At 51.1% G+C, this 13,876-nt stretch carries 12 protein-coding genes; 8 read left to right on the forward strand and 4 right to left on the reverse strand.

What is annotated here, in order from left to right:
• Window positions 1-11: 11 nt before the first annotated feature.
• The 7 genes from lpoB (at window position 12) to LG384_RS08955 (ending at window position 5,532) form a co-directional block, all read left to right on the forward strand.
• Window positions 12-653 carry a penicillin-binding protein activator LpoB gene (gene lpoB, locus LG384_RS08925; protein WP_045441778.1) on the forward strand — a complete coding sequence of 214 codons (642 nt, stop codon included), beginning with the start codon at window positions 12-14 and terminating at the stop codon, window positions 651-653.
• Window positions 634-1,458, forward strand: coding sequence for a thiamine kinase (thiK, locus tag LG384_RS08930; protein ID WP_225760768.1), 825 nt, complete (start codon window positions 634-636; stop codon window positions 1,456-1,458). The genes lpoB and thiK overlap by 20 nt, the downstream gene beginning before the upstream one ends.
• Before the next feature lie 10 nt (window positions 1,459-1,468).
• Window positions 1,469-2,494 (forward strand): beta-N-acetylhexosaminidase, encoded by a 1,026-nt coding sequence (gene nagZ, locus LG384_RS08935; protein WP_225760769.1) that lies wholly within the window; start codon window positions 1,469-1,471, stop codon window positions 2,492-2,494.
• A 21-nt stretch (window positions 2,495-2,515) separates the two neighbouring features.
• Window positions 2,516-3,058, forward strand: a complete 543-nt coding sequence (gene ycfP / locus LG384_RS08940) for an alpha/beta hydrolase YcfP (RefSeq protein WP_003030817.1) — start codon at window positions 2,516-2,518, stop codon at window positions 3,056-3,058.
• Between the two features lie 237 nt (window positions 3,059-3,295).
• Window positions 3,296-4,600, forward strand: a complete 1,305-nt coding sequence (gene ndh, locus LG384_RS08945; RefSeq protein ID WP_045441784.1) for an NADH-quinone dehydrogenase — start codon at window positions 3,296-3,298, stop codon at window positions 4,598-4,600.
• A 96-nt stretch (window positions 4,601-4,696) separates the two neighbouring features.
• Window positions 4,697-4,852, forward strand: coding sequence for a hypothetical protein (locus tag LG384_RS08950; RefSeq protein WP_190284556.1), 156 nt, complete (start codon window positions 4,697-4,699; stop codon window positions 4,850-4,852).
• A gap of 140 nt (window positions 4,853-4,992) precedes the next feature.
• Entirely contained in the window at window positions 4,993-5,532 is a 540-nt protein-coding gene (locus tag LG384_RS08955; protein ID WP_045441787.1) for a glycine zipper 2TM domain-containing protein, read from the forward strand.
• A gap of 61 nt (window positions 5,533-5,593) precedes the next feature.
• Here the strand turns inward: LG384_RS08955 and LG384_RS08960 are convergent, their stop codons facing one another.
• Together LG384_RS08960 and comR are read right to left on the reverse strand one after the other, a co-directional pair.
• Complete coding sequence (locus LG384_RS08960; protein WP_225760770.1) at window positions 5,594-7,780, reverse strand: TonB-dependent siderophore receptor; 2,187 nt, start codon at window positions 7,778-7,780, stop codon at window positions 5,594-5,596.
• Between the two features lie 249 nt (window positions 7,781-8,029).
• Entirely contained in the window at window positions 8,030-8,665 is a 636-nt protein-coding gene (gene comR, locus LG384_RS08965; RefSeq protein ID WP_045441792.1) for a TetR family copper-responsive transcriptional repressor ComR, read from the reverse strand.
• Window positions 8,666-8,907: 242 nt separating this feature from the next.
• Here comR and bhsA point away from each other — a divergent pair, with 242 nt between their 5' ends.
• Window positions 8,908-9,165: a multiple stress resistance protein BhsA gene (gene bhsA / locus LG384_RS08970; RefSeq protein ID WP_045449568.1), complete on the forward strand. Its 258-nt coding sequence runs from the start codon at window positions 8,908-8,910 to the stop codon at window positions 9,163-9,165.
• A gap of 85 nt (window positions 9,166-9,250) precedes the next feature.
• Here bhsA and LG384_RS08975 read toward each other — a convergent pair whose 3' ends face one another.
• Window positions 9,251-10,216 carry a L,D-transpeptidase family protein gene (locus LG384_RS08975; RefSeq protein WP_045441794.1) on the reverse strand — a complete coding sequence of 322 codons (966 nt, stop codon included), beginning with the start codon at window positions 10,214-10,216 and terminating at the stop codon, window positions 9,251-9,253.
• A 147-nt stretch (window positions 10,217-10,363) separates the two neighbouring features.
• The gene (gene mfd / locus LG384_RS08980) at window positions 10,364-13,810 is read right to left on the reverse strand and encodes a transcription-repair coupling factor (RefSeq protein WP_048221643.1); all 3,447 of its coding nucleotides are present in this window, start codon (window positions 13,808-13,810) and stop codon (window positions 10,364-10,366) included.
• Window positions 13,811-13,876 lie beyond the last annotated feature (66 nt).

Below are 13,876 nucleotides of genomic sequence, written 5' to 3' on the forward strand. Positions count from 1 at the left end.
GGTGAATCTTGATGATCAAAATGAATCGCTACGCATTGATTGCCGCGCTGGCGATATTTCTCTCTGGTTGTGTGGCGCAACGAGAGCCAGCGCCGGTAGATGAAGTCAAACCGGTGCCGGAGCAGCCCGAGCAACCGCAACAGCCGGTACCGGTTGTCCCAACGGTGCCAACCATACCGCAGCAGCCTGGTCCGATTGAACATGAGGATCAAACGGCGCAGCCGACGCCCCGGGAACGTCATTATGACTGGAATGGCGCAATGCAACCGATGGTGGCGAAAATGCTGCAGGCTGATGGCGTCAAAGCTGGAGGTGTCTTGCTGGTCGACAGCGTGAATAATCGCACCAATGGTTCTCTCAACTCTGGTGACGCAACCGAAACATTGCGTAATGCGCTGGCGAATAACGGCAAATTTACCCTGGTCTCGGCACAACAATTGTCGCTGGCGAAGCAACAATTAGGTTTATCACCACACGACAGCCTGGGTACGCGCAGTAAAGCCATTGGTATTGCCCGTAATGTAGGAGCGCAGTATGTGCTGTATTCCAGCGCTTCCGGCAACGTCAATACGCCGGCACTGCAAATGCAATTAATGCTGGTACAAACTGGCGAGATAATCTGGTCAGGTAAAGGTGCTGTTCAGCAACAATAACAGACTGACGCGCGACGAGGTTTTGTCGCGCTATTTCCCGCAGTATCATCCCGTCGCGGGCAGCCAAAGCGGCTTGAGCGGCGGGAGCTGTATCATCGAAAATCATCCCCATCGTTTAGTGCTGCGCTGCCATCATGATCCTCACGCGCCCGAGTCCCATTTTTTACGGCACTATCATGCGCTGAAAAAACTGCCCGAAAGTCTTGCTCCCAAACCCTGTTTTTATACACAAGGGTGGATGGCAGTAGACTATTTTCACGGTAAGGTAGAATCCAGATTACCGGAAGCCGACGAACTTGCAGGCTTACTGTATCATCTTCACCAACAACCCCGTCTGGGCTGGCAAATCAGAGTGCTGCCATTACTTGAACAGTACTGGCAGTGTTGTGATCCGGCGCGCCGGACGCCTGGTTGGTTGCGCGTGCTAAAGCGTTTAAGAAAACAACGCGAACCTCGCCCGATACGTCTCGGGCCGTTACATATGGATGTCCACGGCGACAACATAGTGCGCACAGCGTCGGGGCTGCGGTTGATTGACTGGGAATATGCCGGAGACGGTGATATTGCGCTGGAGCTGGCTGCGGTGTGGACCGTTGATGAATCTCAGCACCGGCAACTGGTGAACGCCTATGCTCAGCATGCGCACATTGATCCGGATGCCCTCTGGCGGCAGGTCAGACAGTGGCAACCGTGGGTGATGGTGCTGAAGGCGGGGTGGTTCGAGTATCGCTGGCAGCAAACCAGCGATCGACAATTTATCAGGCTGGCCGATGAAACCTGGCGGCAGCTAACAATGAAAGGATAAGGAGAGCAGTGTGGGTCCAGTAATGTTGGATGTCGAAGGGTATGAGCTGGACGCTGAAGAGCGTGAGATTCTGGCGCATCCGCTGGTGGGTGGGTTGATCCTCTTTACCCGAAATTACCACGACCCGGAACAGTTGCGTGAACTTGTTCGCCAAATCCGTGAGGCATCACGTAATCATCTGGTGGTGGCAGTGGATCAGGAAGGGGGGCGTGTACAGCGTTTTCGTGAAGGGTTTACCCGCCTGCCGGCGGCACAATCTTTTGCTGCACTGCACGGACTGGAAGAGGGAGGCAAGCTGGCTCAGGATGCCGGATGGCTCATGGCCAGCGAAATGATTGCGATGGACATCGACATCAGCTTTGCCCCCGTCCTGGATGTGGGCCATATTAGCGCGGCGATTGGCGAGCGTTCTTACCATGCCGATCCAATAAAGGCGCTGGCAATGGCAACCCGCTTTATTGATGGCATGCATGCCGCGGGCATGAAAACCACCGGTAAACATTTCCCCGGGCATGGGGCGGTGACGGCGGATTCGCACAAAGAGACACCAACCGATCCGCGACCGGAAGCGGAAATTCGCGCCAAAGACATGTCGGTGTTTAAGACGTTAATTACGGAAAATAAACTTGATGCCATTATGCCGGCACACGTGATCTATAGTGAAGTCGATCCGCGTCCGGCGAGTGGTTCCCCCCACTGGTTAAAAACGGTGCTGCGTCAGGAGCTTGGTTTTGATGGGGTGATCTTCTCCGACGATCTGTCGATGGAAGGCGCAGCTATCATGGGGAGCTACGCAGAGCGTGGGCAGGCATCGCTTGATGCAGGTTGCGATATGATCCTGGTCTGCAATAATCGTAAGGGAGCGGTCAGTGTGTTAGATAATCTGTCGCCGATCAATGCGGAACGTGTTACACGTTTGTATCATAAAGGTTCATTTTCGCGTCTGGAACTGATGGATTCGGCACGCTGGAAAACGATTAGCGCCCAGCTCAACCAGCTTCATGAGCGCTGGCAGGAAGAAAAAGCAGGTCATTAACGCACGTTTGGTGAGGATGCGATGATTATCTATTTACACGGTTTTGACTCTAACAGTCCGGGAAACCACGAGAAAGTGTTACAGCTGCAGTTCATTGACCCGGATGTCAGACTGATCAGCTACAGTACACGGCATCCTAAGCATGATATGCAGCATCTGCTGAAAGAAGTGGACAAAATGTTGCAGCTTAATGTGGACGATCGCCCGTTGATTTGCGGCGTGGGGTTGGGTGGTTACTGGGCTGAACGAATTGGTTTTCTGTGTGATATTCGGCAAGTCGTGTTTAATCCCAACTTGTTTCCGTATGAGAATATGGAAGGGAAAATCGACAGGCCCGAAGAGTATGCGGACATCGCTACAAAATGCGTGACTAATTTCCGTGAAAAGAATCGCGATCGGTGCCTGGTTATCCTTTCACGCCATGACGAAGCACTGAACAGTCAACGTTCCTCTGAGGAGCTGCACCACTTCTATGAAATTGTATGGGATGAAGAACAAACCCATAAATTCAAAAATATCTCTCCTCATTTGCAGCGAATCAAAGCGTTCAAGACGTTAGGTTAGTTGCCGATTTACGTTGAACAAAGCCAGCCTTCGGGCTGGTTTTTTTGTTGTTAAAGCTAGGGTTGTCTATCTTTTCAGCATCAAAACTTGATACATATCAATTTTGGTATGACCAATGCACCGTTCGTGTTATTCTCAGTCTCGAAGAAGATTTTCATTATCGTAACTTGTTGTTAATTAAAGGCTATGTTAATAACTTTTAATTAACAATTGGTTAATAAATTTAAGGGGGTCACGTTGACTACACCATTAAAAAGAATCGTTATTGTCGGCGGTGGTGCTGGCGGACTGGAAATGGCGACTCAGCTGGGGAAAAAACTGGGGCGTAAGAAAAAGGCAAAAATCACGCTGGTAGACAGAAACCACAGCCATTTGTGGAAACCCTTACTGCACGAAGTGGCGACGGGATCCCTGGATGAAGGCGTTGATGCGCTGAGCTATCTGGCACATGCGCGTAACCACGGCTTCCAGTTTCAGCTTGGCTCGGTTGTAGATATCGATCGTGAAGCGAAGACCATCACTATTGCTGAGCTGCGCGATGAGAAGGGTGATCTACTGGTTCCTGAGCGTAAAGTGCCTTACGACACGTTGGTGATGGCGCTTGGCAGTACGTCCAACGATTTCAACACGCCAGGTGTCAAAGATAATTGCATCTTCCTCGATAACCCGCATCAGGCGCGTCGTTTCCACCAGGAAATGTTGAATCTGTTCCTGAAATACTCCGCGAATCTGGGCGCGAATGGCAAAGTGAATATCGCCATTGTGGGAGGTGGTGCAACAGGTGTAGAACTCTCCGCCGAGTTGCACAATGCGGTAAAACAACTGCATAGCTATGGGTACAAGGGGCTGACCAACGAAGCGCTGAATGTGACTCTGGTGGAGGCCGGTGAAAGAATTCTGCCAGCATTGCCGCCGCGGATTTCCAGTGCTGCGCATAATGAACTGACCAAGCTGGGCGTGCGTGTATTGACTCAGACGATGGTGACCAGCGCTGATGAGGGCGGGTTACATACTAAAGATGGCGAGTACATTGAAGCCGATCTGATGGTGTGGGCGGCAGGTATCAAAGCACCAGACTTTATGAAAGACATTGGTGGTCTGGAAACTAACCGCATCAACCAACTGGTGGTGGAGCCTACTCTGCAAACCACACGCGATCCGGATGTTTATGCTATTGGTGACTGTGCTTCCTGCGCACGTCCGGAAGGTGGCTTTGTTCCACCGCGCGCTCAGGCTGCTCATCAGATGGCTTCCTGCGCGATGAACAATATTCTGGCGCAGATGAATGGCAAGCCGCTGAAAGCGTATCAATACAAAGACCACGGCTCTCTGGTTTCCCTCTCCAACTTCTCTACCGTGGGTAGCCTGATGGGGAACCTGACGCGCGGTTCGATGATGGTGGAAGGGCGTATTGCGCGCTTTGTGTATATCTCACTGTACCGTATGCACCAGATTGCGTTGCATGGTTACTTCAAAACCGGTCTGATGATGCTGGTTGGCAGTATTAACCGTGTGATTCGTCCGCGTCTGAAATTGCATTAAAATATCAAATAACCGGGCCACACAGTGGCCCGGTAGACGTTTTTCAGCTCCTGCCCTCCTACTATATTGCAACCTGGCCTTCCTTGAGATCCAATAGTGAACCTGACCGATGAGCCGCGCGAGTCGATGAGTCTCTCCACTGAAGTGCTAAGTATGCAGTTTGTATTCTGGCAGATACCGATCACCGGGTTAACCAATGTACCAACCGGAATGGTAGTGGCTGCAGGTTTTTATTCGAACAGCATTATATGACATCCTGTTCTGCGTGATTCAGAACCGTCTGAATCACGCTGCTTTCGCGCTTACCCTCGCTATTTTCATCCCCATTCTGATTGGCATTCCTTACATCCTGTTGCAAAGTTGTTGCTAATAGCAAAAAAGGAGGATGTCCCGTGAATAAATCAATGTTGGCGGGTATAGGGATTGGCGTGGCGGCTGCGCTGGGCGTGGCGGCGGTAGCCAGTCTGAACGTTTTTGAACGTGGCCCACAATATGCACACGTCGTCTCGGCGACGCCGATAAAAGAAACGGTAAAAACGCCGCGTCAGGAGTGCCGTAACGTTACCGTTACCCATCGTAAACCTGTGCAGGATGAGAATCGTATTGCCGGTTCGGTACTGGGCGCTGTTGCGGGTGGTGTTATCGGTCATCAGTTTGGTGGTGGACGAGGTAAAGACATTGCGACCGTCGCTGGTGCTTTAGGTGGCGGTTATGCAGGTAACCAGATCCAGGGTTCAATGCAGGAAAACGATACATACACCACCACACAGCAACGTTGTAAAACGGTGTATGACAAGTCGGAAAAAATGCTTGGTTACGACGTAACGTACAAAATTGGCGATCAGCAGGGCAAAATCCGGATGGATAAAGATCCTGGTTCGCAAATTCCACTGGATAACAATGGCCAGTTGGTTCTGAATAACAAAGCGTAAAAAAGCTTTACTCTGCACATCAATTAGCCCCCCAATCGCTCAGGCTGGGGGGCTTTTTTTATCAGAAGGTTAAGGCATAGTTCAGACCAAAGGTGCGACCGCGGCCTTTGTATTCATAGAGTGAAGGGCTACCGTAGGTTGGGCTGTAAAGTAACGGTGCACGTTGTCCCCAAAGTGTGGTGTATTCTTCATTCAGCAGGTTTTCAACGCTGAAGGTCAGTTTACCCAGCGGGAGCTGATAGCTGCCTATGAAATCCATGGTGTTATACCCGTCCAGCTTGTTGCCGCTGGCGTCGCTCAGGTCAAATGTCTGCTGACTCTGTATACGTAACGACCACGGTTCAGGCGCCCAGCCGACCCAGGCGGTTGCTTTTGATGGCGAGGCCAGTGTGACGTCCCACTTCTGCCATTTACCGTTCTGTTTGACTTCCGATTTGATGATGTTGAAGTTACTTCCCAGGCTCCAGTCAGTGTCAGCAATGAAATAATCCACGGCACCTTCGAGGCCATATATCCGGCGATCGTCTGGTTGCACGTTAATGGTCATATCGCTGCGGTTAATGACAATCGATTTATCCGAGGTAGAGTAGTAGGCCGCCAGTTGAGTGCGCAGGCTATCACCGGTGTAGCGCCAACCCAGTTCGAAAGAGTTTACCTTTATGCCTTCCAGCCGAGAATCTGCCACATTGACACTACGCTGGAGTTGATAATGGTCACCGACAAGTGAGTAAGTACCGTTCCCGTAGTATTTCCCCGGATCGGGAAGCTCCACACCCTGAGAGAAATTAAACCATGTCTGCTGACGGTCAGTCAGATGTGCAAGAATGCCCGCATTAAACAGGAAATTATCGTAATCAGTTTTCCCGCCAGGAATCACATCTGCAGAGCGTGCCAGTCCATTAGCAATCCCTTGTTGCTGCGCATAGCCGACAAAATCATCAACCCGGTTTTCGGTCCATTGATAGCGAACGCCGGCACTTAACGTGAAGATGTCGTTTATGTCATAGCTGTTTTGCAGGAAAGGCGCGAAGTTGGTAATGCTGTAACCAGGATAACGCCCGGTGGTATAGGCGGTGCGGTTATCCATGCCGCCAGAGGGCAGGGACCAGGCAAGATCAAAGAATTTCTGGTTGGAGTCGAAGGTTTCATGGTCCGCATCGATACCCCATGTCAGCTCCCAGTTCTCCATCAGTTGGCTATTAAGGGTAATTTTTGCGCCAAATTGATCGGTATCCTGCTGTGATGCGGAGAAACTGGTGACTTTGCCTTTGCTCAGTGTAGGGAAGGGGTAGAATGTCAGAGATTCATCACGGTAGTAAACCTGACTGACCAAATTCTGGCCGAAGAAGTCAGCATCGGAATATTGCAGGCTGATAAGATGACGCTCCGTGCCGGGAATGCGATCGGAACTCAGACCGCTGCTGGTGTAGGCTTTCCCCGTTCCCGTCACCGCCGACATATTCTCGCCCAGATATAATCCGTAATCATCATCCCCCTGGCTTTTATAGTACTGGGTAACCAGTTGTAGTTGACGGTTGTCATCAATCTCTATTGTGCCGGTGCCCATGATGTCGAGACGATCGGAATGCTGAAGGCCGGTTTGAGTGTTATCCAGCATTAAGGCATCGTTGTTGCCGTCATACCAGCCGCCAAATCGTTGATAAGCGACGGACATGCGTCCGGAAGCGTGATCGGTTCCTCCGCTGACAGCTGCGGCGACACGTTCGTCATGATCGTTACTGTTGTTGAAGCCGCTTTTGCTTCCCAGTTCGAGTTCAACTTCGCGTTCTGGCTGGCCTTTTTTGGTGACAATATTGATCAATCCACCGGTACTTCCACCGCCATACAACGATGTTGCACCAGAGATAACCTCGATATGCGCAATATTAAAGGGGTCAATGGAATCCAGTTGGCGGCTGTCGGTACGGGAGGAGTTCAGGCGAACACCGTCAATCAACACAACGATGGCGCGTCCACGCATGTTCATCCCGTAGTTCGTCCGTCCCTGACTGCTGACGTCAATTCCAGGGATTAACTGAGCCAGCACATCTTTGAACTCTTTACCACCCTGAACCTGCTGTTCAATCTCGCTGCCTTCAATGACCCAGGTGGTTTGCGCCATTTCAGCCACAGTTCGCTGGCTACGGTTGGCGCTGACGATGAGATTTTCTTCTTCATTCTGTGCCGCCAGTACCGGCAGGGTTAAAGATAATAAGATTGGATTGAGCACCCAAAGACGCTTATTCATTCGCATTCCTTTTAAAAAAGAGTCGGTCTGTTTTTTTTATTGCGGCGTAGAAACCGATAGTTACATTGGGAAATAGATGTTAAAACAAATGCGAATATTGCTGATATTGATTGTGATTATCAATTGTTTTTACAAAAATGTAGCATTAAGGTTATGAAAACAATGATAAAAGTAGGGTGATTCAGAGGGGATCGGGAGCGAGATAAACTCCCGATAATCTTAGAAATGAAAAGTTGTCACGGTAAAGCATTACTCTTTGAGTAATTCAGGCCACAGCCGCAAGGTTGTATGGGTTATCTGCATCAGTTTTTCGAACGTTGCGCCTTCACGGGCACTGATCGACATCCCTTGTAAAATACAGTTCAGAAATTCGGCCAGTTTCTGCGGATCGCAGTGGGCAGGAATTTCACCATGTTCCTGGCGTTGGCAAAGAAACCGGGCAAGCGTCTGTTCCTGCATAGCGTGGCGGGTTTTAACCGTGTGTGCAATGTCACGGGAGGAGGCAGCAAGCGTTGCGGAGGTATTAATCATAAAACATCCCGCAGGTGTGTCCTTGCTGGTGAAACAGGTGGCTATGGCGGTGAAATAGTCTTCCAGTGCAGACTCAAGACTTTTTTCTTCGCAAAAAAGCTGAGCTTCATGTTTTGCCGCAAAACGGCTGATGTAGCGGTCCAGCACGGCGCGAAATAATCCTTCTTTATTGGTAAATTCCGCATACAGCGTGGGCGCTTTAGCACCGGTTGCTTCCACGAGATCGGAGAGCGATGTCGCTTCATACCCGTGCTGCCAGAAGAGTGTCATGGCCTTATCAAGCGCGGCTTCCCTGTCGAACACTTTTGGTCGGCCACGGCTTTTCTTTGTACAACTCGTTGTTTCAGTTGTCATGGTGCCGTCGTACCTGATTGGGTTTGTTGAATAACCATTATAAAAATATTCGACCACACTCTCCAGCAGATTCACGATAAAAATAATTCATGGCTATTAGCATGAAAGATAAGGCCTTTATGATTTGTATAACGATCATTATAAAAAATTGTTGACGTGTGACCTGGATCACATCTATGATTTACCTATCGATCGTTAAGTTAATCTTTGCGACGCACATTCATCTGCTAAAGGTCACAAATATGAAAAACGTACAAACACTCCTTCTTGCTACCGTTCTGAGCTCACTTTCATTCGCCAGCTTTGCTGCTGTTGAGGTTCAGGCAACGCCTGCAGACCAACAGAAAGTTGGGACTATTTCTGCTAATGCAGGTACCAACTTAGGTTCTCTGGAAGATCAACTGGCACAGAAAGCGGATGAAATGGGCGCGAAGTCGTTCCGCATTACTTCCGTTACCGGTCCTAACACCCTCCACGGGACTGCGGTTATTTATAAATAAGTTTTAACCCATCGTAATGCCACTGCGATTTAAATAAAAAACCCCGCTGAACAACGTCCAGCGGGGTTTTTTCATGGGTTGTGTTTTACAGTGTCTGCTGAGTAACGTCGTGATGGCGTGTCACGTCGACCGGCATCCCTGAGCGTAGCTCCATCGCATGCTCCATGACGGTCTGGTCCGTTTGCACTGCATTTTTAAAGTTCTGCATTGACGTATTCAGTACGATCGGCAGTACCTGCGGGTCGTCATCTATATTTTTCGACAGCGGTTGGTGCACTTCAACCAGACGCATACCGTTTGGTTCAACAGACGCTTTAATTGGCGTGTTAATGATATTGACCTTTGTTCCAGGAGTTACCTGGCGGAATAAGGTCTCAATATCGCCATCGCGCAGGCGAATACAACCAGAGCTGACGCGCATACCGATACCAAAATCAGCGTTTGTGCCATGCAGCAGATAAACACCACCGTATGCCGCTAAGCGAATGGCATGGTGGCCCATGGGGTTGTCCGGGCCAGCAGGTACCACAGCCGGTAGGTCGATCCCCTGCGCTTTATAACGTGCTCGAATATTAGCGGTTGGCGTCCAGGTTGGGTTGGCTCGTTTATCTGAAATGGTGGTAACCATTGTTGGTGTCAGTGTGTCTCCGCCCAACTGACCGATGCCAATGGGATACACGGTCACCGAATTTTTACCCGGATGATAGTAATAAAGACGCAGCTCAGCGAGGTTAATCACAATGCCTTCGCGCGGTGCATCGGGCAGCAAGGTCTGCAACGGAATAGTCAGCACACTGCCCGCCCGAGGTACGAAAGGATCAACGCCAGGATTCGCCTGTAGCAGAGCTAAAAAACCAACGTTGTATTTTTTCGCAATAGCTTCCAGTGAACCGCCATTATTTTCGACAACGTGAACGGCGTTTTTACCAACCACCTTGCTTCCGGGAGGAGGTAGCGGCCAGGTATTTGCCTGAGCCGGAAGGGCCAAAACCATGGTTGCGGCGAGCGTAACAAATGTGAACCAGCGAGAGATAGATATATTGTTTAACATCACCATAAATCCATTGTTTTTACGTGGTTATTGTTATGTAAAAGTAAACAGGAATTATGGCGGTTTGCTCTGTCGGGAAGTGCAGGGAAGTGCAAAGAGTTTGTAAATACCGGGTCGGGTGAGCGTTGTACTCACCCGACCCGCCGTTTACGCTACCGCGTTCTCTTCAAGCTGGCGCATAAACTGACGCACCCATTCGATGCGTTTTTTTCGCTCGCTCAGTTCCTGCATGAATTTCAGACGGGTAGGGCCATCCAGACGGAAATGTTGCGGCTGTTTTTGCAATAGTCCAATCAACCAGACCGGGTTGACGTGGTTTTTCTCTGCAAACTCAATCGTGCCACCTTTTTCATTTCCCTCGAGCTTTCTGATACCCAGTTTCTGTGCCTGCTGGCGTAAACGGGCGACATCCAGCAATGTCCTGGCCGGATCGGGCAGCAGACCGAAACGGTCGATCAGCTCGACCTTGATCTCTTCCAGCTCATTTTCGTTCTTCGCACTGGCGATGCGTTTATAGAACGACAGTCGTGTATTAACATCGGGAATGTAGTCATCCGGTAGCAGCGACGGTACCCGTAATTCCACTTCAGTTTGCTGACTGGTGAGATCTTCCAGCGACGGTTCCCGGCCTTCTTTCAGAGCATCGACAGCGTTTTCCAGTAGTTCCATGTACAGCGAGAAGCCGATGGTTTCCATTGAGCCACTCTGGTCTTCACCCAGCAGTTCACCCGCACCGCGAATTTCGAGGTCGTGAGTTGCCAGCGCAAATCCGGCACCCAGATCTTCCAGCGAGGCGATAGCTTCAAGGCGTTTTTGAGCATCAGTCGTCATTGCTTTCGGATGCGGTGTCAACAGCCAGGCGTAAGCCTGGTGGTGCGAACGCCCGACGCGACCGCGTAACTGGTGTAACTGTGCCAGCCCAAAATGGTCTGCGCGCTCGATAATAATGGTGTTGGCGGTTGGGATGTCGATTCCGGTTTCAATAATGGTGGTGCACACCAGCACGTTAAAGCGCTGGTGGTGGAAATCGTTCATCACGCGTTCCAGTTCCCGCTCGCGCATTTGTCCGTGTCCAATGGCAATGCGCGCTTCAGGCACCAGCTCCGCCAGCCGATCGGCAGTTTTCTGGATATTCTCGACATCGTTGAACAAATAATAGACCTGACCACCGCGCAGAACCTCACGCAGGATTGCTTCACGCACCACCAGATTGTCGTACTCACGAACAAAGGTTTTGACCGCCAGGCGACGGGCAGGAGGTGTAGCGATAATCGACAGATCGCGCATGCCGCTCATTGCCATATTGAGGGTTCGCGGGATGGGTGTTGCCGTCAGCGTCAGAATATCTACGTCAGCGCGCATCGCTTTAATGCGCTCTTTATGTCGTACGCCGAACCGGTGCTCTTCATCGACGATAAGCAGGCCCAAATCTTTTAGCTTCACATCACTTTGCAGCAGTTTGTGAGTACCAATCAGGATATCGATTTTCCCCTCAGCGACCTGTTCGAGAATTTGCGCCTGCTCTTTGGCACTGCGGAAACGGGATAGCATCTCAATGCGTACTGGCCAGTTGGCAAAGCGATCGCGGAAGTTGTCAAAGTGCTGCTGGGCGAGCAGGGTGGTCGGTACCAGCACGGCGACCTGTTTGTGGTTCTCTACAGCAAGGAATGCAGCACGCATCGCCACTTCGGTTTTACCAAAGCCCACATCGCCACAGACCAGTCTGTCCATTGCCAGTGGCTGACACATGTCGCTGAGTACAGCGTTAATGGCCTGGGCCTGATCCGGTGTGGTCTCAAACGGGAAGCTGTCACAGAACAACTGATACTGTTCACGATCATGCTTAAAGGCAAAACCTTCTTTTGCGGCGCGTTGGGCGTAGATATCCAGCAGTTCTGCTGCGACATCGCGAACTTTCTCGGCGGCTTTCTGACGGGCACGCGACCAGGCATCGCCGCCAAGTTTATGCAGTGGCGCATTCTCTTCCGCACCACCAGCATAGCGGCTAATCAGATGTAACGACGACACCGGTACATACAGTTTGGCGTCATTGGCGTAGGTGAGCATCAGATACTCACCAGTGATACCGCCGGCTTCCAGGGTGGTCATACCGGCATAGCGTCCCACGCCGTGTTCAAGATGCACCACCGGCTGACCTGGGTGCAGTTCAGCGAGGTTACGGATTAATGTGTCCGGGTTGATGGTGCGGCGCGAGTCCTGACGGCGACGCGCCACTCGCTCACCGAGAAGATCGCTTTCGCAGATCAGCGCCAGATTCCGGTTGCTGTCGATGAACCCGTGTTCCGCTGAGCCAATCATCAGATAGCGACCGGCATCGACCGCTTCATCGAGGCGTAAAATACGTTTCGGAGCAATCTTGATGCGGGCGAGAAGGTCGCCAAGCGCTTCACGGCGTCCTTCACTTTCAACCGAGAAAATCACCGGGCCATCAAATGATTCGAGAAATTTACGTAACGCATCCAGTGGTGCTTTTTGCTGCGCTTGTACCGCCAGGTCCGGGAGCTTCTTGAATCCCAGGTTGGTATTTGCAGCTTTTTTCGGCAAGCTCTCAGTTTTGAGCTGAACGCGTGGCCAGCGTTTAAGCTCAGAGAACAGCTCATCCACGCGTAACCACAATGATTCCGGCGGTAGAAGAGGGCGCATCGGATCGACGCCCCGGTTTTCGAAGCGCGATAGCGTATCGACCTGAAAGCGTTCTGCGCTGGTCTCTAAATCGCCAGTATTCACCAGCAGAGTATTTGCGGGGAAGTAGCTGAAAAGCGGCGGCAGCGGTTCGCTGAAAAACAGCGGCTGCCAGTATTCGATCCCGGCAGGCAGCGTACCTTTACTGACCTGCTGGTAAATATGCTCTGCGTCGCGTTTAACTTCAAAAGTATCGCGCCACTGGCTACGGAACAGCTCGATGGCCGTTTTATCCGTAGGGAATTCGTGTGCGGGTAATAAGTTAATAGCGTCGACTTCTTCCAGTGTGCGTTGAGTATCTGTATCAAACAGACGCAAACTGTCAATTTCATCATCAAAGAAATCAAGGCGGTAAGGCAGTTCACTGCCCATCGGAAACAGGTCCAGTAACGCGCCGCGTGTGGCATATTCGCCGTGTTCCATGACCTGGTCAACGTGGCGATAACCGGCGCTGTCCAGTTGCTCACGCAGGGCATCGCGCGACAGGCGTTGGCCTTTTTTCATCACCAGTGCATGGCCGTGCAGATAGCTGTGTGGGCACACGCGCTGCATCAGAGTGTTTACCGGCACAATCAGTACACCGCGCTGCATGGAAGGCAGTTGATACAATGTAGAGAGCCGTGAGGAGATGATTTCCTGATGAGGGGAAAAACTGTCGTATGGGAGTGTTTCCCAGTCTGCAAGGTTCATCACCATCTGGTCGGTGAACTGACGAATTTCATCATGCAGGCGCAGGGCATTTTGCATGTCCGGCGCGATGAGCACCACCGGACCAGCGTGGTGCTCGGCGATTTCTGCCACCAGCGTAGCGCAGGCGGCACCGGTAAGTTCACCTAACTGGCGCTGATCGCCAGCTTTCGCTGGGAGCGTATAACGATGTTGTTCAGGCATAACGGTTGTCAGGATCTCGTTTAGATATACGTCTGATAAGCAATGTTCTTTATTATCCGTGATCGT

Origin of the sequence: Citrobacter sp. Marseille-Q3906, from assembly GCF_916618775.1 — a bacterium.
GTDB lineage: Bacteria > Pseudomonadota > Gammaproteobacteria > Enterobacterales > Enterobacteriaceae > Citrobacter > Citrobacter murliniae.